The sequence below is a fragment of the Eionea flava genome (assembly GCF_055393785.1).
Map to the genome: position 1 here is coordinate 239794 of NZ_AP036018.1, position 21497 is coordinate 261290.

The 21497-nt window shown below is 43.7% G+C and carries 15 protein-coding genes; 14 read left to right on the forward strand and 1 reads right to left on the reverse strand.

All coding sequences use genetic code 11. The features are described from left to right. Positions 1-60: 60 nt before the first annotated feature. On the reverse strand, positions 61-2652 hold the full coding sequence (locus ACZ5O6_RS01100; RefSeq protein WP_447091955.1) for a penicillin-binding protein 1A: 2592 nt from the start codon (positions 2650-2652) through the stop codon (positions 61-63). Between the two features lie 241 nt (positions 2653-2893). Here ACZ5O6_RS01100 and ACZ5O6_RS01105 point away from each other — a divergent pair, with 241 nt between their 5' ends. The 14 genes from ACZ5O6_RS01105 to ACZ5O6_RS01170 all read left to right on the forward strand — a co-directional run bounded on the left by ACZ5O6_RS01105 (position 2894) and on the right by ACZ5O6_RS01170 (position 21494). Further along, positions 2894-3952, forward strand: coding sequence for a pilus assembly protein PilM (locus ACZ5O6_RS01105; protein WP_447091954.1), 1059 nt, complete (start codon positions 2894-2896; stop codon positions 3950-3952). Then, entirely contained in the window at positions 3952-4494 is a 543-nt protein-coding gene (locus tag ACZ5O6_RS01110; protein WP_447091953.1) for a PilN domain-containing protein, read from the forward strand. Before ACZ5O6_RS01105 ends, ACZ5O6_RS01110 begins: the two co-directional genes overlap by 1 nt. A gap of 30 nt (positions 4495-4524) precedes the next feature. Continuing rightward, positions 4525-5139, forward strand: a complete 615-nt coding sequence (locus ACZ5O6_RS01115; protein ID WP_447091952.1) for a type IV pilus inner membrane component PilO — start codon at positions 4525-4527, stop codon at positions 5137-5139. A 5-nt stretch (positions 5140-5144) separates the two neighbouring features. Then, complete coding sequence (locus tag ACZ5O6_RS01120; protein ID WP_447091951.1) at positions 5145-5681, forward strand: pilus assembly protein PilP; 537 nt, start codon at positions 5145-5147, stop codon at positions 5679-5681. A 29-nt stretch (positions 5682-5710) separates the two neighbouring features. Continuing rightward, positions 5711-7732 carry a type IV pilus secretin PilQ gene (gene pilQ / locus ACZ5O6_RS01125; RefSeq protein WP_447091950.1) on the forward strand — a complete coding sequence of 674 codons (2022 nt, stop codon included), beginning with the start codon at positions 5711-5713 and terminating at the stop codon, positions 7730-7732. Between the two features lie 10 nt (positions 7733-7742). After that, entirely contained in the window at positions 7743-8261 is a 519-nt protein-coding gene (aroK, locus tag ACZ5O6_RS01130; RefSeq protein ID WP_447091949.1) for a shikimate kinase AroK, read from the forward strand. A 7-nt stretch (positions 8262-8268) separates the two neighbouring features. Further along, the gene (gene aroB, locus ACZ5O6_RS01135) at positions 8269-9360 is read left to right on the forward strand and encodes a 3-dehydroquinate synthase (protein ID WP_447091948.1); all 1092 of its coding nucleotides are present in this window, start codon (positions 8269-8271) and stop codon (positions 9358-9360) included. Between the two features lie 120 nt (positions 9361-9480). After that, positions 9481-11274, forward strand: a complete 1794-nt coding sequence (locus ACZ5O6_RS01140) for an AAA family ATPase (protein ID WP_464283525.1) — start codon at positions 9481-9483, stop codon at positions 11272-11274. Between the two features lie 455 nt (positions 11275-11729). Continuing rightward, on the forward strand, positions 11730-16184 hold the full coding sequence (gene gltB, locus ACZ5O6_RS01145; RefSeq protein WP_447091946.1) for a glutamate synthase large subunit: 4455 nt from the start codon (positions 11730-11732) through the stop codon (positions 16182-16184). 132 nt (positions 16185-16316) lie between these two features. After that, a complete protein-coding gene (locus ACZ5O6_RS01150) occupies positions 16317-17741 on the forward strand; it encodes an FAD-dependent oxidoreductase (RefSeq protein ID WP_447091945.1) in 1425 nt (474 codons plus the stop codon). Positions 17742-17897: 156 nt separating this feature from the next. Beyond that, positions 17898-18446, forward strand: a complete 549-nt coding sequence (locus tag ACZ5O6_RS01155) for a hypothetical protein (protein ID WP_447091944.1) — start codon at positions 17898-17900, stop codon at positions 18444-18446. A 61-nt stretch (positions 18447-18507) separates the two neighbouring features. Next, complete coding sequence (locus ACZ5O6_RS01160; protein ID WP_447091943.1) at positions 18508-18888, forward strand: MAPEG family protein; 381 nt, start codon at positions 18508-18510, stop codon at positions 18886-18888. Positions 18889-19002: 114 nt separating this feature from the next. Then, positions 19003-20067: a uroporphyrinogen decarboxylase gene (gene hemE / locus ACZ5O6_RS01165; protein ID WP_447091942.1), complete on the forward strand. Its 1065-nt coding sequence runs from the start codon at positions 19003-19005 to the stop codon at positions 20065-20067. A gap of 110 nt (positions 20068-20177) precedes the next feature. Continuing rightward, a complete protein-coding gene (locus ACZ5O6_RS01170; RefSeq protein WP_447091941.1) occupies positions 20178-21494 on the forward strand; it encodes an HD-GYP domain-containing protein in 1317 nt (438 codons plus the stop codon). Positions 21495-21497: the final 3 nt, after the last annotated feature.

Sequence of the window (21497 nt, forward strand, 5' to 3'; positions counted from 1 at the left end):
ATTAAAAAAGCCAGCTTAAGCTGGCTTTTTTGTGTCTGGCGTTCGTGTAAAAGTATCACTTTAAAAAATATCGACAGGTTTTACGCTGCTATTTTCTCCCGACTCAATACTTTCAGGAAGTTCTGTGGGGACGTTTTCCTCTAAAAAGACTTCCTCTATACCATTGGGGTCATCAGGTAAGGTCAATTCGCCCGTTTCGGGATTAATTCTCACGGTAACAACGCCACTCGGTTGTGGTGGCAAGGTGTCCGGTACATCCTTGAGAGCCGTTTCCATAAACTCAATCCAAATGGGTAATGCCGCAGTGCCTCCATATTCTCTACGGCCAATCTTGCTATTGTCGTCGAAGCCGACCCAAGCCGTTGCGACTAAATGAGAGTTAAAGCCAGAGAACCAAGCATCCGTAGGGCCGTTGGTGGTGCCTGTTTTTCCGCCAATATCGTTACGTCCTAATTTCTGTGCTTTTTTAGCGGTGCCGCGTTTGACGACATCTCTTAATATGGAGTTCATAATGTAAGTGACGCGTTCGTCCATTACGCGAGGCGCAGGCTTTGTTGTGGCTTGCTGTTCGTCGAGCGCGCTATCTTCCCCGCTAACCCATTGGTTTAATGGCGTGTTGAGCGCTGTACCCGTTGCGGTCGTTGTTGGTGCAGTGGAAGGTACTTTATAGGGGGTTGTTTGGAAGATAATGGTTTCTTCGCTATCTGTAATTTTCTCTACGAGATAAGGCTCTACTTTGTAACCGCCATTAGCAAATACCCCATATCCAGTCGCGACTTCGAGTGGAGTCATAACGTATGTGCCTAAAACCATGGATAGGTTTTTGGGTACTTTGCTACCGTCAATGCCAAACCGCTCGATACCTTCTATTGCTGTTTGAATGCCGATATTTCTAAGCAGTCGTATCGAGACGAGGTTACGCGATAGGTATAATGCTTTACGCAGACGCGTCGGCCCATAAAATTTGCCACTAGCATTTTCTGGGCGCCATGCGCTTTCGAGTGAGCCGCCTTCTACAACAACGGGTGCATCATTAAATATAGAGGCGGCAGTCAAACCATGCTCTAATCCTACGCTATAAATAAACGGCTTGAAGTTTGACCCCGGCAACCGTTTAGCTTGTGTGGCTCGATTAAAAGAGGTTTGTGTAAAGTCAAATCCGCCAACAACGGTTTTTATTGCGCCGTCAGATGGGTCAATAGCTGTTAGAGCACCTTGAATAGCGGGTATTTGTGAAAACTGCCAGCGAGTAGGTTCGCTATTTGTGCCCTCTGTTGGCGAATCGTTTTCTGCAGGGATTTGAAAAATGCGTACAACATCGCCGAGCTGTACAATCTTTTTCACGCTATTTGGAGCAGGGCTATAAAAATTTTCATTAACATATTTGCCGGCTTTATTGATGCCGTCTCGCCATTTGACGGTTGCGGTTTCCCCTGAAGCCAGTATAGCCGTGAATGATTTATCGTCTATAGATATGACTGCTGCAGGAATTAGCTTGCCGTAGCGAGGAATTGCCCGCAGCTTTTCTAACCAAGGTAGTAGGTTGACTTCGCCTAGCTGAGTGCCATTGATCACGATGCTGTCAGCATCGGAGCCATCACCCTTATTGGCGTTTGTGGCTTCTTTAGTTGTTTCTGTTGAGTGGCTTAAAGGTAATAGTTCTGCCGTGTCAAAACGTGCTTCAGGGCCTCTGTAGCCGTGACGTTGTGTATAGGCCAAAAGACCATTAACAACTGCGCGCTGACCGGCTGCCTGTAATCGACTATCAACAGTCGTATAAACATTGTACCCGCCGGTATAGGCTTTATCACCAAATAGTTCGAGGGCTTTTTCTCTTGCTATTTCTGCGACGTATGGTGCGTACAAATCTAGTTGTTGCCCGTGGTAGCTAGCAGAGACGGGCTCGTTGAATGCGGCTTCATATTGCTCATCGGAGATTTTGTTGAGCAATTGCATCCGGCCTAAAATCCAATTACGACGAATGAGTGCACGTGTTGGATTGGCGATAGGGTTATAGCTTGATGGTGCTTTGGGTAAGCCTGCAATCATTGCAGCTTGCGCGAGAGATAGTTCATTCAACTCTTTACCATAATAGACTCGGGCGGCTGTTTTCACGCCATAGGCACGATTGCCAAGGTAAATTTTGTTCAGGTATAGGGTGAGAATTTCCTCTTTTGACAGCTCCTGCTCAATTTTTAACGCGAGTAATATTTCGTTAAATTTACGAGAAAATGTTTGGTTGCGAGAAAGGAAGAAGTTGCGAGCCACTTGCATGGTGATGGTGCTTCCGCCGGATTGAATAGAACCTGACATGGCTAGCTGGGCAACCGCTCTAAGCAGCCCCGTTATGTCCACACCCTGGTGTGAATAAAAACCGTCATCTTCCGCAGAAAGTATGGCGTCGACTAAGAATTGTGGCGCCTCTTCAAAGGTTACCGGGTCGCGTCTTTTCTCCCCAAATTCACCAATAAGTTTACCGTCGGCTGAAAAAACCCGTAAAGGGACTTGTAGCTCAATCTCTTTTAGGCGCTCAACATCAGGTAGTGAGGGGTTCAAATAAAGATAAGTGCCGATTAACGCTGTGGTGGTCGCACAGATAAATGCGAGTGTTGACCACGCTAAAAATGGCAAGACAGCCTTTTTCAATGTCATTTTTCCTTTAAAATTAGAGGGTTATACTTAATGGGCGACGTTTGTCTACTATTATACTTTATTTCGCTATGATAATTTTCTGATTAAGTTGTGCAATGTGTGAAGCATAAGGTTGCGCTACCGAGTTAAAGTGCTATAACATGAACATCATGTAAGTTACCGATATAGATAAAAAAATTCACCTTTTTGATTTTTTTCAAGCTAGTTTTTAGAAAAACAATAACACGCAATTAAAGGCATCATGAGTTTATTTAAACGTAAGTCTAAGCCAATAGTGGGTATCGATATTAGTTCAACCAGTGTGAAACTGGTTGAACTATCGTCGCAATCGAGTGGCTATCAGGTTGAGAGCTTTGCGGTTTGCCCTTTGGCCCCCGGCGTTGTTGTAGAAAAAAATATTAATGACCTTGATGCTGTTGCTGATGCAATTAGGCAATTACTGGCTAAATCGCGCTGCAAGGCGAAAGAGGCCGCGGTTGCCGTTGCTGGGTCAGCGGTTATTACAAAAATTATTGATATGCCAGCAGATCTCAACGAGGATGCGCTTGAAGAGCAAATTACGGTCGAAGCTGATCAGTATATACCTTTTCCTCTTGACGAAGTCGCTATTGATTTTGAAATTCAGGGGCAGGCGAATGAAGATTCTAATCTCATGCAGGTATTGTTGGCGGCTTGTCGTAAAGAAAATATCGAGCTGCGTACGGCAGTACTGGAGCAAGCGGGTTTAACTCCCAAAGTCATTGATGTAGAGGCATATGCTATCGAACGTGCGTTGCCATTAATTGTTGATGAGTGGGAATCTGATGATGATCAGCTTGTTGCTATCATGGATATTGGCGCAACAGTGTCAACGCTTAGTGTGCTTAAAAACCAGCAAACGATCTATTCTAGAGAGCAGTTATTTGGCGGCAACAATTTAACGGATGAAATTCAACGGCGCTACGGACTTTCACAGACAGAGGCAGAGCAAGCAAAAATACAGGGCGGTCTACCTGATGATTATCTTGCTGATTTACTTGAGCCATTTAAAGAGACAGTATTGCAGCAAATTGCTCGATCGTTGCAATTTTTTTATTCTTCAGGAAACTATGGTCAAGTTGATCATATTGTTCTTGCGGGTGGAGTCGCTAGGTTGAGCGGTATTGCGCCACTAGTACAGAACCACCTAGAAACACTGGTTAGCGTTGCTAATCCTTTTTCCGGTATGGAGTATGCCTCAAAAATAGACAGTGGCGAGATTGAAGACGTTGCTCCTAGTTTAGTCATTGCTACGGGTCTTGCTATGAGGGGGTTAAGTTAATGGCAAATATTAATTTGCTGCCTTGGCGTGATGAATACAGGCAGGAGAAAAAGCGAGAGTTCTTTTCTACGCTGATTATGCTCGCCATACTGGCTGGCGTAGTGGGTTATGCATGGTTCGTTTTTATAGATAATAAAGTCGATGCTCAAAAATCACGTAATGAGATATTTACTCGTGAAATTAGTTTGCTAGATGCTCGTGTTGGTAAAATTACTAAACTTAAAGCTCAGCGTAAAGATTTAGAGTCTAAAACAGAAGTGATTCAGGGCTTACAGAATAAACGCCCGTTGGTTGTCCACTATTTTGATCAAATAGTGCGCGCTGTGCCAGACGGAGTATACTTTAAAGCAATGTCTCGAAAAGCTGACACTTATACAATTAAAGGTGTGTCAGAGTCTAATAGTCGGGTATCTACATTAATGAGAAACTTGGACGAGTCACCATTTTTTGCTTCGCCTAATTTAATTAACGTCGTGCAAGAGTCGTTTGAGTTGACGGTTGAAGCTCGCGTGCCGGTTGGCTTTTCTAGTCTTGCTAACTAATTATATTGTTAAACGCTAAAGAGTCTATTTATGTCCCTGCAAGACACATTAGAACAAATTAATAACCTTGATATCAATGAGATTGATTGGTCGCGTATTGGTGTATGGCCGCTGGCGGCTCGTATTTTTGTTTGTTTGATGGCTGTTGTCGGCGTATTAGTTTTTATCTACTTTTTTTATATTCAAGGTTTGCAAAGCACCTTGAGCCAGCAAATTAATCAGGAACAAGAGTTGCGTAATCAGTTTCAGACCCGCTTGTTCCAATCGGCGACATTAGAGCAACACAATAATTTGATGGAAAAAATGGAGGTCGACTTTGATTCGCTTGTTGCCCAGTTACCTCAAAAAACACAAGTGCCAGGGCTTTTGGATGATATTGATGAAAAAGGTCGTGTAAGTGGTCTAGACATCGTGAGCGTAAAGCTAGCTCCTGAAGTGCAGGGTGAGTTCTATGTGACCCTACCGATAGAAATTATCGTGGTTGGTAATTATCACAATTTAGGGGCTTTTGTGAGTGGTATAGCAGGTATGGCACGGATTGTTACACTTCACGATTTCGAAATAACATCAGGTGGTAAGGTCGGAGATTTGAAAATGTCTATTCAGGCTCGTACCTACCGGTCGTTAGATGGCGAGGGTGCATAGTGTTAATGGAGATATTTTTACAGGTCATTCGCTTTAGCGCTATTTCTTTGTCTGTTTTGTCATTAGCATCTTGTAGCAGCAAGTCTAATGATGATGTTTATGCGTTTATCGAGGAAAGTAAGCAGCGGCCTGTTGGTGATATTAGACCGCTTAAACGTTACCCACCTTATAAGCCTTATGACTATAGCTCACAGCAGATGCGTAGTCCATTTGAGCCTCCATCTGTCATTGAGCAAAAGATAATAAAGTCTAATAGCAATGTTAAGCCAGATATTGACCGTCAAAAGCAGCGTTTGGAAAACTTTGAATTTTCATCTTTATCGATGGTCGGTACGGTTAAGCAGAGTGATACGTTATGGGCTTTGATACGTGATCCTGAAGGGTCAATTGAACGCGTCAAAAATGGCTACTACTTAGGGAAAAACAATGGTCGAATAGTGAATGTGAATGGCGATTCGATTGATGTTATAGAAATTGTACCTAACGGTAGTGAGGGTTGGTTAGAGCGCCCTAATATTTTATCAATGAAGGCTGAAGAATAGTGACAAATAAATATTTTAAAGGGCTACATATGATACATCTGCGAATATTCTGCTTTTTGGTTTTGTCTGTACTGTCAGCGCAGAGCTCTTCGGCAATATCAATTAATGACCTTTCTTTTTCCGAATTGCCTGGGGGGCGTATTGAAGTACGCGCTCAATTTTCTTCACCGCCATCGATTCCGAAGGGTTATTCTATAGAGAGGCCCGCTAGAGTTGTTTTAGACCTTCCTGGCGTTGTTAGTCAATTACCACAAAAAAAATATTCGCTTGGACTTGGGAATTTGAACAGCGCTGTTGTGTTGACAGCGAAAGAGCGCACCAGGGTGATATTTAATTTAGATAGTATAGTTAGTTACTCCTCAAATGTTTCCGGTAACGACCTTGTATTTGTTCTAGACAATGCGATTGCTACTGAAGCTGCTGCTTTACCTGTTAGTAGCCAATCTGTTAGTCAAAGTATTCCCTCTCAGGCTGGCTTTAATACAATTACCAATGTTGATTTTAGGCGCGATGAAAATGGTGAGGGTAAATTAATTCTCTCATTGTCTAATCCAAAAATTGCGGTTGATATCGAACGTAGTGCTAGAAAAGTCAGTATGTTTTTTTCGAATACGACTATTCAAGATAACTTGCAGCGTCGTTTGGATGTTATTGATTTTGCTACTCCAGTCCAGTTTGTTGAGGCGCGCCGTAACAAAAATGGCGTCAGTATTAATATAGAGTCACAGGGGCAATACGATTATTTGGCCTATCAGGCCGATGGCACTTATGTTGTCAGTATTGCGCCTTTAACGCCTGAGCAAGTTGAAGAGCAAAAGGAACGTTTTAGTTTTGTTGGTGAAAAGCTATCGCTTAACTTTCAAGACATCGAGGTCAGAAAAGTATTAGAAATCATAGCGGATTTTACGGAACTTAATTTAGTGGCAAGTGATACGGTTAGCGGCAATATTACTTTGCGCTTAGAAAATGTTCCGTGGGATCAGGCGCTAGAGTTGGTGTTAAAGTCTAAAGGCTTAGATAAGCGTCAGTCGGGTAATGTATTGTTAGTGGCACCGGCTGCTGAAATTGCAGAGCGTGAGCGTCAAGAATTAGAGTCGCGTAAACAGCTACAGGAATTAGAGCCTTTGAGTACGGAGCTTATTCGTGTGCGCTACGCTAGCGCCTCTGATATTCTTGCCTTAATAAGTAGCGGTAGTTCCGAAAACGAAACCGCCGATGTCCAAAGTATATTGTCTTCCCGAGGCTCTGCCGTTGTTGATGAACGTACAAACTCAATGATATTGACGGATACCGCAGAAAATATTCTAGGAATAAAATCGCTGATTAATAAAATCGATGTGCCTGTTCGCCAGGTGATGATTGAGGCAAGAATTGTATCGGCGACAGATAATTTTATGGAAGAATTTGGCTTTTTTGTTGGTATTCAAGATACCTCTACAGCAACTAACCCCAATCTCACTACTACTGCTCGTAGTGATGCAACAGTTTTTAACCCCGTAGGTTCTGATTTTGATGTTAGCTATGTGTCGGGTAGTATTTCGTTGGCATTAGAGATTCAAGCGTTAGAAGACTCTGGTTATGGAGAGATTATTTCCCAACCCCGTGTATTAACTGGAGATAAGCAAACAGCAAAAATTTCTAGTGGGCAGCAGATTCCATTTACATCTAGTGATGGCGATACAGTAACGACGATTTTTCAGGATGCGGTATTGAGCTTGGAGGTTACCCCACAAATCACACCAGATAATCGTATTATTATGGATCTTAAAGTAAATCGTGACTCCTTAGATACCTCTACAGTAACGGTTAGTGGTTCGCCAATTAATGTCACAGAGCTGACGACTACAGCTTTGGTAGGTGATGGAGACACGATAGTGTTGGGTGGTATTTACGAGCAGACTAAAACAAGCTCCGTTAGTAAAGTTCCCGTGTTAGGCGACCTTCCTGTTGTTGGTCGTTTATTTAGAAGTGATTCAAATCAAGATGATCGTACGGAGTTACTAATATTTATTACCCCTCGTATTTTGGCTGATACTTTGATTGACGAGTAGTGTAAAAAAAATGCAAAAAATCGCCTTAGTTGGCCCGATGGGAGCTGGGAAGTCGACAATAGGGCGGTTGTTGGCCAACGCCTTGCGCGCTCCATTTTATGATAGTGATCATGTCATCGAAGAAAAAACAGGGGCAGATATCCCTTGGATTTTTGATGTGGAAGGTGAGTCGGGCTTTCGTGATCGCGAAACGGCAGTGTTGAAATCATTGCTCACCAAAGATCAGTTGATACTTGCCACCGGTGGTGGGATTGTTCTCAGAGAAGAGAATCGTCAGCTTCTCAAACAAGCTGATGCGGTTATCTATCTGAAAGCGGATACGGAGCGGCTTGTGCAGCGAACCTTTAAGGATAAAAAACGCCCATTACTACAAGTTGATGATCCAAGAAAAAAAATTATTGCCCTATTGGCTGAACGCGACCCGCTGTATCACGATGTGGCTACCCATGTCGTGAAGACGGATACTCGCAGCCCCAAAATTATCGCTCAACATATAACAACACTTCTCAATAAAGAACACTCTGCCTAGGCTTGCTATGTCCCTTCAACAAACACTGACTGTTAATTTGCCGAATGGGCGTCACTATCCTATTTATATAGGGCAGGGCTTGTTGGATAACGCTGAATTATTGACAGCTCATATTAGTGGTCGGCAAGTCTGTATCGTGACCAATGATACGGTTGCTCCGTTATATCTTGAAAAGGTACAAGTATTATTAGCGGGTTACCATGTTAATACTGTTGTGTTACCCGATGGTGAAGCGTATAAATCACTAAAAACTGTTGAGTTGATATACAACACGTTATTAGAAAATACTCATAATAGAAGTACAACTCTGATTGCTTTGGGTGGTGGTGTTGTTGGTGATATGTGTGGTTATGCAGCGGCAACTTACCAGCGCGGTGTTAATTTTATACAGATACCCACGACATTATTATCACAGGTAGACTCTTCTGTAGGAGGGAAAACGGGGGTTAATCACCCATTGGGTAAAAATATGATTGGTGCTTTCCATCAGCCTCAATCAGTGATTATTGATACGGACGTATTAAAGACTTTACCGGCCAAGGAGTTGTCTGCAGGTATTGCAGAAGTTGTTAAGTATGGTTTGCTCGGAGATATTGATTTTTATCATTGGATCGAGCAGCACATTGAAGAAATTATGTCGCTAAAGCAAGCGCTGGCTGTAGAAGCGATTGCGCGATCATGTCAAAGCAAAGCCGATATTGTTGCGATGGATGAGCGCGAGGGTGGGGTGAGAGCCTTGCTTAATTTAGGGCATACATTTGGGCATGCTATTGAAGCGGCACAGGGTTATGGTGTTTGGTTGCATGGGGAAGCGGTCGCTGCTGGTATGGTGCTTGCGCTCAAATTATCGGCCTTGCTCGATAAAATTTCCCTCGAAGACGTTGACCGCTTAATTCACTTACTTAAAAAAGCGAGTTTGCCGACATCTGTTCCTAGTGATATGTCGCCGGATCAATTTCTACAATTGATGTCTCTAGATAAAAAAGTTATTGACGGGACGTTGCGATTGATACTTTTAGAAAAAGTGGGACAAGCCTTTATTTGCGATGAAGCCCCTGTCGACTTGATAAAGCAAGCGATAGCTGAGCATACAATTTAGTTGTTTGCCCTAACGCAGTGAAGGTTCATGTTAGATATAAAATAAGTAATGTAGCGCTTTTGTAACAACAATAAAAAATTAAAATTAGTGACTAGCACTGCTAGCAGAGAGGCACCGTTCATGTCTGAGTTTGCAGCAAGTAACAAGCCTTCAACAATTAATGACGATCTAGCGGCCGTTGAGTCTCAGCCTTTATCTGAATCGTCGGCTTCTAGTTTCGTTACCCCCCGCTCGTTTGAAGATACTTTTCAGAGTGCCAGTATTGCCGACATTAATTATTCGACTATTGATGAGTGCCCGGACTTTCCATTTTTTGAAGGCGGTGACAGGCGAGCGGTGCTAGATGAAGTGGCTCATTTATGTCAGTTTAGTCATAACGTTGTAGCGGTTTTAGGTGCAGCAGGCGCAGGTAAAACATCACTCGCTCATCAGGCTGCACGCGAGTTGAGTGAGTCGGCAGATTGTTGTGTGATGGAAGCATCACCTATGAATACGGCCGAAAATATGTTGCTGTTATTGTCTCAGCAGCTCGGTATTTTTGTTGCTGATAATTCAAGTTTACAACAACTTACAGCGGCAATTAATTACTATCAGCCCCCGAGCTTGCATCAACGTGTGGTTATTATTGTTGATGAGGCGCAGTATTTGCAAGAAGCGGCCCTTGATGCATTTATTCAATTGTTGCAGAAGCCATCACCTAATTATTTTCATATTCTGTTGATCGGCGATCCGGTACTCCAGATTACTCTCGATAAGCTAGATAAAGGTGGCGTGCTGGTATACGACATACCGTTGCGCCCGTTAAACGAAAGTGAGTTATCGAGTTATGTTGATTTTAAACTTAGCCTGATCGATTACCAAGGTGCTGAGTTATTTGATGATGAAGTGATGCTCCACCTTTGGCGTGAAAGTAAGGGGCTGCCAAAAGCAGTGAACCATGTAGCCAACAAGGTGTTACTTGCCAATCAAATAGCGGAGACCGATAACCAGAGGATGGGTTTGCCTATGGGATATATGGCGATGATTGTCGTGTTGTTGGCCGCACTGATTCTCGCGGTTTTCTATATCGATGATACGCCCGATGGCGTTGCCGAAAAAGATCCCTCTGAATTGGCGTTGCCGCTCAATAGCGAAGAATTGAGTATCGATCAGCCGCTCTCTAGTAATGGAGGAGTAGCGACGATAGATAACTCGATAGATAATGCGGAAGCGATAGTTAAGCAAGATAATACTGTAGATATAGAGCAGAATGTGGCCGAAAGTACTACGCTCGTTGCCGACTCTGAGGATCAGCTCTTCTCTGTTAATAGTGATGCTATACAAGAGAGTAGCTTTTCTGTAGTTGATGATGATAATGTTGATTCACCAGCACCAGCACCAGCACCAGCACCAGCACCAGCACCAGCACCAGCACCAGCACCAGCACCAGCACCAGCACCAGCACCAGCACCCGAAGTTGATCTGTCTTCAGAAGACGTTCTACCGGCAAGTTCTCCAGTGGTTTCTGCAAATAGCTCGGCTGCTACCAGCGTTGCGGCTGAAGAGTCGAGTGCTACTAGTCCTGCGGCTACTACCATTACTTCTTCCGATGGCTCGTCTCAAAATACATTAGCCGCTGAAGCTGCGGTAATGACATGGCCGAGCTCAAACTATACCTTGCAGGTAATGGCTGCTAGCCGTTTATCGGGTGTGATGAGTTTCGTTAATGCACAGTCAAATCGTGACCTATTACGGGTCGTCACTCTGCCTCGCAATGGTGCAGCTTGGTATGTGGTCTTCACAGGCGTTTATGAAACACGTGAAGAAGCCCTATCGGCGATTACTTTTCTCCCTTCTTCTCAAAAAAATACACGTCCTTGGCCTAGGCAAATATCCGATATTAAGCAAAAAATAAGTGATTTTCGACGAAAATAGTGCTTTTTAAAGTTTTTTGTCGCGTATTTCATGTGCTTGGTTGTCAAGTATAGAATCGCAGGTTAGTATAAATCATCAATCAAAAACGCGTTTGCCCGAAAGGCAGGCATTGGTTGTGTCGAGTGCTGACGTTTTTTGCACTCTTTTGGTTCACCTGCGTAAAGCAAGGTCTTGATCAATAGTGAATAAGGCTTGTGCTTACCAACCGTGCGATATGCACACCTTAACCATAGCGGTTATTTTCGTTTAAGCCGCTCAATGTATTATCTATTTCGTCGCCCCAGCCCAATGTTGGATGTTACACAGAGCCGAAAAGCCCTGTTAATGCTAAGTGCGCTCTAGAAATAATTGACAGTGTTTGGCGATGTTGTCAGTCATAACGGTTACGTTAATTGGCATTATGCTTGCGGCGTAAATTCTGTTGTAAATAGAGCAGTAAAGAGGAGAAATGAAGTATGTCGACAGGTCTTTACGATATTAATGAATTTAAGGATAACTGTGGATTTGGTCTTATTGCTCATTTAAATGGCAAGGCCAGTCATCGCTTGCTTCAAATGACGATTGAATCCCTTACCTGTATGACGCATCGAGGCGGCATCGCGGCTGACGGTAAAACGGGTGATGGGTGTGGTTTATTAATGCAGAAGCCCGACTGTTTCTTCCGTGAAGTTATCCAAGAACAGTGTGGTGTTGAGCTTGATGAGCGCTATGGTGTGGGCTCAATCATGATTGATCGTGATGCTGGTAAGGCATCTAGAGCAAAATCGATTTTTGCTGATGCAATGCATGAAGAAGGATTACGTGTTGTTGCATGGCGTGATGTGCCCACCGATGATGCGTGCCTTGGCCCGATTGCGATCGAGTCAAAGCCTGATTTTGTTCAGGTGTTTATCCATAGTGCTACCGATAATTTATCGAGTCAAGAGTTTACGGCCAAGCTCCTTATTGCTCGTCGTAAAGCCAATACCATCATGCGCAATGAGGGCTTATTTTATATTGCCAGCTTGAGCGAAAAGGTTGTGTCTTACAAAGGCCTGATGATGCCTGTCGACCTTCCTGCTTTTTTCCCTGACCTTGCTAATCCTGCATTAGAAACGGCTATTTGTGTATTTCATCAGCGTTTTTCTACCAATACAATGCCCCGCTGGCCGCTCGCGCAACCTTTTAGATTGTTAGCGCACAATGGTGAAATTAATACGGTGACGGGTAATCGAAATTGGGCAACTGCACGCACCCCGAAATTTATTTGTGACTTATTACCCAACCCGGTTGATCTCGCACCGATGGTGAATCGCTCTGGTTCGGATTCTTCTAGCTTGGACAATATGTTAGAGCTATTGGTGGTGGGTGGTATGGATCTGCATCGTGCGGTCAGAATGTTGGTTCCACCTGCTTGGCAGAATATGCCCACCATGGATGATGACTTACGCGCCTTCTATGAATATAACTCCATGCATATCGAACCTTGGGATGGCCCAGCAGGGCTGGTTATTACTGATGGTCGTCATGCGGTGTGTACTCTGGATCGTAATGGTTTGCGCCCTTCTCGTTGGGTGATGACGAAAGACGGGCATATTACCGTGGCATCAGAAGTCGGCGTGCATAATTATCAGCCGGAAGATGTTGTTGCTAAAGGGCGTTTAGGGCCGGGGCAGATCTTATCTATTGATACGGAAACAGGGGAGTTATTACACACAGCCGATGTTGATGAACGTTTAAAAACGTCGAAACCTTATAAGCAGTGGCTGGACTCTCAGGCAACTACATTACAAGCAGAAGAGTCGCCTATAGACGGTATTAGTGGCGACGTACTTAACCAACAAATGAAAATGTTTGGTGTCAGTTACGAAGAGCGTGCGGATGTGATTCGCCCATTGGCTCAGCAAGGGCAGGAAGCAACAGGCTCTATGGGTGACGATACTCCCATGGCAGTGTTGTCGCAAAAACAACGTTCCTTGTATGACTATTTTAGGCAGCAATTCGCTCAGGTGACTAACCCACCCATTGACCCTTTGCGTGAAGCGATCGTCATGTCGTTAGAAACCTGCCTTGGTCGTGAGCTATCGGTATACGCAGAAACCGAAGCGCATGCTAAGCGAGAGATTATTCCATCACCGGTGTTGTCTCCGGCAATGTATCAAGCATTTATTGATTTGTGTGGTGGCTATTATCCCAAGCAGGAATTTACTTTATCTTATAATCCGGATGAAAAAAGCCTGCATCAAGCCGTCAAAGACCTGAGCAATAGTGTTGCTGTTGCTGCTCGTCAAGGCACGTCAATGATGATCTTGTCAGATGAAAACATACCTAAAGGGCATCTGCCTATCCATGTTTTATTGGCGACAGGCGCAGTGCATCATCGATTGATTAATGAAGGCTTGCGTTGTGATATTAACATTATTGTTGTAACGGCGACCGCTCGAGATTCTCATCATATGGCGGCATTGTTAGGCTATGGTGCTACAGCTATTTACCCTTATCTGAGCTACAGCATTATTAACGATCTAGTTAGTGATGGTCAGGTTACTGTTGAGACGGTGGATGCCTATAAAAATTACAATAAAGGTATCGACAAAGGGTTAATGAAGATCCTTTCAAAAATGGGAATTTCAACCGTTATGTCGTACCGCGGCGCGCAGCTTTTTGAAGCGGTGGGCTTAGATAATGAGATTATCGATCTTTGCTTTATCGGTACACCGAGCCGTATTCAAGGCGCAGGTTTTGCCGAACTAGAGGAGGACCAAAAACAGCTAGCGAGTGATGCTTGGAAGTCTCGCAAGCCTATTTCCCCCGGTGGTTTACTGAAGTATGTACACGGACAAGAGTACCACGCATACAACCCTGATGTTATTCAGGGGATGCACAAGGCGGTGCGTACCGGTGATTTTGCAGATTGGCAGTCGGTTGCCGATCTTATTAATCAACGCCCCATAGCGACACTACGAGACATGCTAGCCATTAGTGGTGATGTTACCCCTATTGCTATTGATGAAGTTGAACCTATTGAGGCGATTATCCCTCGTTTTGATTCGGCAGGAATGTCTCTCGGTGCTCTATCTCCCGAAGCCCATGAAGCGTTGGCCGAAGCGATGAATCGCTTAGGTGGCCGTTCAAATAGTGGTGAGGGTGGAGAGGATCCCGCGCGCTATGGCACACAGAGAAGTTCTAAAATTAAACAAGTCGCATCAGGTCGTTTTGGTGTTACGCCTCATTATTTAGTGAATGCCGAAGTACTGCAAATTAAAGTGGCTCAAGGGGCAAAGCCCGGCGAGGGTGGTCAGCTACCGGGCGGTAAGGTCAATGATTTAATTGCGCGCCTACGCTATTCCGTGCCCGGTGTTACTTTAATTTCGCCACCGCCCCATCATGATATTTACTCAATCGAAGATCTTTCACAGCTTATTTTTGATTTAAAGCAGGTGAACCCCGATGCCTTAGTGTCCGTTAAGTTAGTGGCGAGGCCGGGTGTTGGAACCATTGCCACAGGTGTCGCAAAAGCGTATGCAGACCTCATTACTATTTCAGGCTATGACGGTGGTACAGCGGCGAGTCCGTTAAGTTCTATTCATTACGCAGGCTCTCCTTGGGAGCTGGGCCTGAGTGAAACTCATCAAATGTTATGTGTAAATGATTTGCGCGATAAGGTGCGTGTGCAAACGGACGGTGGTTTAAAAACCGGATTAGATGTGGTTAAAGCCGCGATTTTAGGTGCAGAAAGTTTTGGCTTTGGTACTGGCCCAATGGTTGTTTTGGGTTGTAAATACTTACGCATTTGTCACCTCAATAATTGTGCTACTGGTGTCGCGACTCAGCGCCCTGATTTACGGAGTGAACACTATCAAGGCACGGTTGAGATGGCCATGAACTTCTTCCGCTTTATCGCAGAAGAAACCCGTCAGTGGATGGCGAGTATGGGTGTTAGATCATTAGCCGAATTAATTGGACGTGTTGATTTACTGACCGTTATAGAAGGCAAAACCAATAAGCAAAATAAATTAGACCTCAGCCCTATTATTCATAGCGACGACTTATTAAAAAGTAAACCGCAGTTTTGTCAGGTGGACAAGAACGCCCCCTTTGATAAGGGCGCTTTGGCTGAGCAAATGGTGAGCGATATTTTGCCTACGATTGAGTCGCAATCAGGTGGTGAGTTTCACTATACGATTACCAATTGTGATCGCTCATTGGGTGCGCGTTTGTCCGGAGAAATTGCCAAACGTTACGGTAACAGCGATATGGAAAAGAACCCTGTTGTATTACAGTTGAGTGGTATTGCTGGGCAAAGTTTTGGTGTATGGAATGCGGGTGGTTTGCACTTGTACCTTCAAGGTGATGCAAACGATTATGTGGGTAAAGGCATGGCGGGTGGAAAAATTGTGATTCGCCCACCGCAAGGTTCAGAGTTTCAAACCCAAGAAACGAGCATTGTGGGTAATACCTGTTTGTATGGTGCCACGGGCGGTCAATTTTTTGCAGCAGGCCGAGCAGGTGAACGCTTTGCTGTCCGCAATTCGGGCGTGAATGCTGTCGTTGAAGGTGCGGGAGATCACTGTTGTGAATATATGACCGGCGGACATGTTACCGTGTTAGGTAAAGTCGGCGTCAATTTTGGCGCAGGTATGACCGGTGGGTTTGCTTATGTTTACGACCCTAAGCATCAGTTTGATAAAAAGCATAATCCTGAATTAACGGATCTATGCCGTTTTGATCAGCCGATAATGGCGGGGCATGTTGCTCATTTAAAAACTATTATCGCTACTTTTGTGGAAGAAACGGATAGCGAATGGGGACAGTATTTATTGGATAATTTTGGCATGGCATCGAGCCAATTTGTCCTGATCAAACCTAAAGCATCTTCTCTTGAATCTTTGTTAACAACGACGATACCGCTTGAAGGGAATGTTGCATAAAATTTATGAACACGTCATATCCATAACTACAGTATTTTATTATTTGGCAATATGCGTATTGCATGAGCAATGATTTTACTTCGTATGAAAACGTATTTTTATACGACGGTTTTCGAAAAAAGGTGAAGTATTATGAACCAACCACTACAAAATGATTTTCAATTTATTGATGTAGCACGACAAGATCCGCAGAAAAAAGCAATCGACGTTCGTACCACAAAATTTGTTGAAATTTACCAGCCCTATACAAAAGAAGAAGTGGCTGAGCAATCTCACCGTTGCTTAGATTGTGGTAACCCTTATTGCGAGTGGAAATGCCCAGTGCATAATTTTATTCCTGATTGGTTGGGTTTAATTGCCGAAGGTAATATTTTTGAAGCCGCAGAGTTAAGCCATCAAACCAATTCTCTTCCGGAAGTGTGTGGCCGTGTTTGCCCACAAGACCGCTTGTGTGAAGGCGCTTGTACGCTCAATGATGGTTTTGGTGCGGTGACTATTGGTAATGCCGAAAAATATATTACCGACACCGCCTTTGCGATGGGTTGGAAGCCCGACATGTCTACGGTGGTTGCGACCGATAAAAAAGTGGCAATTATTGGTGCTGGTCCAGCAGGTATCGGATGTGCCGATATTCTTGTGCGCAATGGCGTTAAGCCGGTTGTGTTTGATAAGTATCCTGAAATTGGCGGTTTGCTTACCTTTGGTATTCCTGAGTTCAAATTAGAAAAGTCAGTGATGTCACGGCGCCGTGAAATTTTTACCGAGATGGGGGTGGAATTTCATCTGAATACCGAGATAGGTAAAGATATTAGTATTGATGAATTACTGGATCAATACGATGCGGTGTTTATGGGTATGGGAACGTATGAATATATGAAGGGTGGGTTTCCAGGTGAAAACCTATCGGGCGTTTATGATGCATTGCCATTTCTTGTGGCGAATGTGAATCGTAATTTAGGTTTTGAAAAATCACCGGAGGATTTTATTGATGTGGCGGGCCAGCGTGTTGTCGTATTAGGTGGTGGTGATACGGCGATGGACTGTAATCGTACTTCAGTCAGGCAAGGTGCTAGTCAAGTGATCTGTGCTTACCGTCGTGATGAGGAAAACATGCCAGGCTCTCGTCGCGAAGTGGTGAATGCACGCGAAGAAGGCGTTGAGTTTTTATTTAATCGTCAGCCGGTTGAAATTGTTAGCGGTGATAACAACGAAGTGACAGGGGTTAAGTGTGTGAAAACCCGGCTGGGTGAACCAGATAGTAATGGTCGCCGCCGCCCTGAAGTTATTGATGGTAGCGAAGAGATCATCCCAGCTGATGTGGTTTTAGTTGCTTTTGGCTTTAATCCCAACCCTGCACCTTGGTTTGATGATAAACACATTAGAGTGAATAGTTGGGGAGGGGTAATAGCGCCAGAAGAGCAGCCCTATAAATTTCAAACCAGTAACCCCAAAGTATTTGCTGGCGGAGATATGGTGAGAGGCTCTGACTTAGTCGTGACGGCTATATGGGAAGGGCGCCAAGCCGCGGAAGGTATTTTGGATTATTTGGAGATCTGAGCAGTCATCACTTTTGATGGTTGTATTTTTCGTATATGCGTCTCAATAATATTACTGTATGATTTGCGAATTACATTTTTTTCGCCATAGTTGACTATTTTATTTTGGTGGATTTTAGTCTTCGTTTAATATTTACAATTAGTGTCAGGAGTTATAATGAAAAGGTTAATGGTTGTTGGACTTTTTTTAATACTTACCGCTTGCAGCTCTATGCAAGTAACCACTGTTGATCCCAACACTGGTTACTTTGAAGCAAAAAAACAAGCAGTAACCACTGTTAGCAAATTCGTCGATTTAGATAGTATAAAGCAGCTTATTTTAATTCCTGATGAGGACTTTGTGAAAGGGCAAATAAATAATATTGGGTATTTTGATAAAGTAATGACTTTCGATGATTTGGAAAAAGAGATTATAGTTAATAATTTGCAAGACAAAGTTCCCTCGGTGAGAAATAAAATAGGTATTAATAAAGCCGCTAAGGAATATAAACCTTTTATATGGTTTCGATTTGATACCCGTGGCTCAGGCAACCATGAATATGCTCAATTTATTTTGACAGACCCAGATACACTTGAAGACATATTTGTATCGGAAATACATTTGGATTACATTTGGGCCGGAGTTAATGATCAATATACATGGTATCCACTGTTTAACGAAATGATTAAATACATTGAAGCTAATTCGCAAACGTACAGAAAGTAATCTAATTAATGCTGCTAGTGCAAACAATATGAATTCGAGTACCTAAATTCAAGGAGACCTTATGTTTGTTTCAGCGATTTACGCGTCGTTATTAGCTCTATTACTCGTCGTTTTGGCTGTTGTTGTTATTCGTGTGCGACGCAAAAATAAAATCGCTTTTGCTGATGGCGGAATTAATGAGCTAACCGTTGCTCGCTCGGCACATGCGAATGCGTCAGAATATATTCCCATTGCCCTAATACTTATGTTTGCACTGGAGTTTAATGTTGGCCATAGTTGGCTATTACATGCCTTTGGTATTTTGTTTCTGGCGGGGCGAATGATTCACGCTTATGGTATTTTGCGGGAACAATTACCTAAACGAGTATTGGGTATGGCATTAACCTTCATCACAATTGTAGGCCTTGCTGCCGCGAACTTTCTGGCTTTTTTGCCCTTTTAGCATCCCACCTCATATTCGTCTTTTTTGCCATAGCAGAATAAACCTGTTTGATGAATGACGTCATAAGGTGTGTTGGGCTACAATAGCGCGCTTAAATAAGAGTTATGAGGCCGTATGTCAGAGTTAAAAAATGATCGTTTTTTGCGCGCGTTATTGCGCCAACCTGTTGATAGAACGCCAGTATGGATGATGCGCCAAGCGGGTCGTTATTTGCCTGAATATCGAGCAAGCCGCGCAAAGGCTGGCGATTTCATGAGCTTGTGTGGTAATCCACAACTTGCTTGTGAAGTGACCTTGCAGCCGCTCGAACGCTACCCCGAAATTGACGCAGCCATACTCTTTTCTGATATTCTCACCATTCCTGATGCCATGGGTTTAGGTCTGTACTTTGAGACAGGCGAAGGCCCTAAGTTTTCTAAAACGGTACGTACTACCGCTGATATTGATGCGCTACCCGTCATTGATATGTCGAAAGATCTACACTATGTTACCGATGCTGTCTCGTTAATTCGTCGTGAATTAAACGGTCGTGTACCGTTGATCGGATTTTCAGGCAGTCCGTGGACATTGGCAACCTATATGGTAGAAGGTGGCTCAAGTAAAGATTATGCTCGTACTAAGTCACTGATGTATACACAACCAGAAGCCTTTGAACAGCTCATCGACAAGCTCGTAGTGTCTATTACTCACTATTTGAATGCACAAATTAAAGCCGGGGCACAAGCCGTACAGATATTCGATTCGTGGGGCGGGGCGCTGTCTCATCAAGCCTACCATCGTTATTCTTTAGCGCCAATGCAGCGTATTGTTGATGGTTTGATAAAAGAGCATGATGGTCGTCGTGTACCCTCTATTTTGTTTACAAAAGGAGGCGGGCAATGGTTGCCGTCATTGGCTGAGACGGGTGCTGATGCGCTGGGATTGGATTGGACGACAGATATTGGTCGTGCTCGACAAGAGGTTGGTCATCAAGTCGCATTGCAGGGTAATATGGATCCTGCTATTTTATATACTAACCCTAAACGCATACGAGAAGAAGTAGGGGCAATTTTGGCAGCATACGGCTCGGGTACAGGGCATGTGTTCAACCTAGGTCACGGGGTAACACCTCAGGCCAATCCGGATAATGTGGGCGCTTTTTTTACCGCTGTTCATGAATTATCTGAACCCTACCACTAGAGAGGTGGTAGAGAAATAAGAGGCAATCAGCGTAATCATTGGAGATCGACTATCATGGTGCCTGTTTAGGTACCCACTTTCTTTGATGGTGAATACAAGTAGGCAGTCTATTGAGTATTAAACCTGTAAAATTGCAAGTGAATGACATCGAATTAGGCATGTATATAGCCTCGCTTGATCGATCCTGGGAGAAAACCCCATTTCCTATCCAAGGGTTCTATATTCGCGATCTTTCAGAGATTAAGCAACTTAAAATACACTGTAAATATGTCTATATTGATATAGTAAAAGGCGTTTCCCCGTCAGATAAGACGCTTCTTGAAGGAAAACGCTTGCAAGATATTCCTGATGTATATCGAGGTAAACTCAAGCCCATTTATGTCGATAGTCAGGTATATGATCAATCTTATAGCTTAGAGAGTGAAATGCCGTTGGCGCAGGAAGTTTACGAGCGTTTGATCTGTGAAATGAATACGGCCATGGGGCAAATAGCTCAAAAAGCACCAGTATGCCTCGATGCACTTTCGCTTGCTGCTTATGCGATGGTTGACAGTATTATTCGCAACCCCGACGCTTTTATGTGGCTTGTCAGGGTGCGTAAAGCGGATGAAAAAGATCCCTTTTATCACCTGCTTCGCTCATCTGCTTGGTCTATAGCCTTTGCAAGACATTTAGGATTGAGTAAAGCGAATTTATGTTTACTAGCGTTGAGTACATTGCTTAGAGAGGTTGGCAGGCTGACTTTGCCTAAAGTTTTATTGTCCAGCAAAGCGGGTGACCCATCTCAAACCGGTGTTGGCCAGATTATTGTTGAGCAAACAATGGCAACGCTAAAGTCAATGGATGGACTTCACCCTAAAATACTAAAAACAGTTTCTATGATGTTTGAGCGGCTTAACGGCAGTGGTTATCCGCAACAACTCCAAGGTGATGACATTCCTTTTCTTTCTAAAGTTGCAAGTCTTGCTGTTTTTTATGACGAGGCAACGTATGTTAAAGGTGAGTTATGTTCAATTCCTAGTTCTCAATCTATATCACGGCTATATGAAGCGCGGGGTAAGCTGTTTCAAGATGATCTCGTTGTTGAATTTATTAAAACCTTCGGCCTTTATCCAACTGGCACTTTAGTTAAACTATCAATGGATGAAATTGCTGTAGTCACCGAACAAAATTATACACGCCGTTTAAAACCAAAAGTCATGGTTGTGGTTGATAAGGCAGGCAAGGCGCTTGATGAGTTTAGCTATATCGACTTGATGGTGGGCGATACTCGCACAATAGTGCCTCCGTCGCCATCACGCATTCGTAAAGCAGAAGCGCAAATTCCTTCGCGTATCGATATTGTTGAAGATGTGCAGCCTTATGATTACCCTATCAAGGTGACAAAAATACGTGAGGCGCACATCGCATTTATGACAGGGCAATAATCA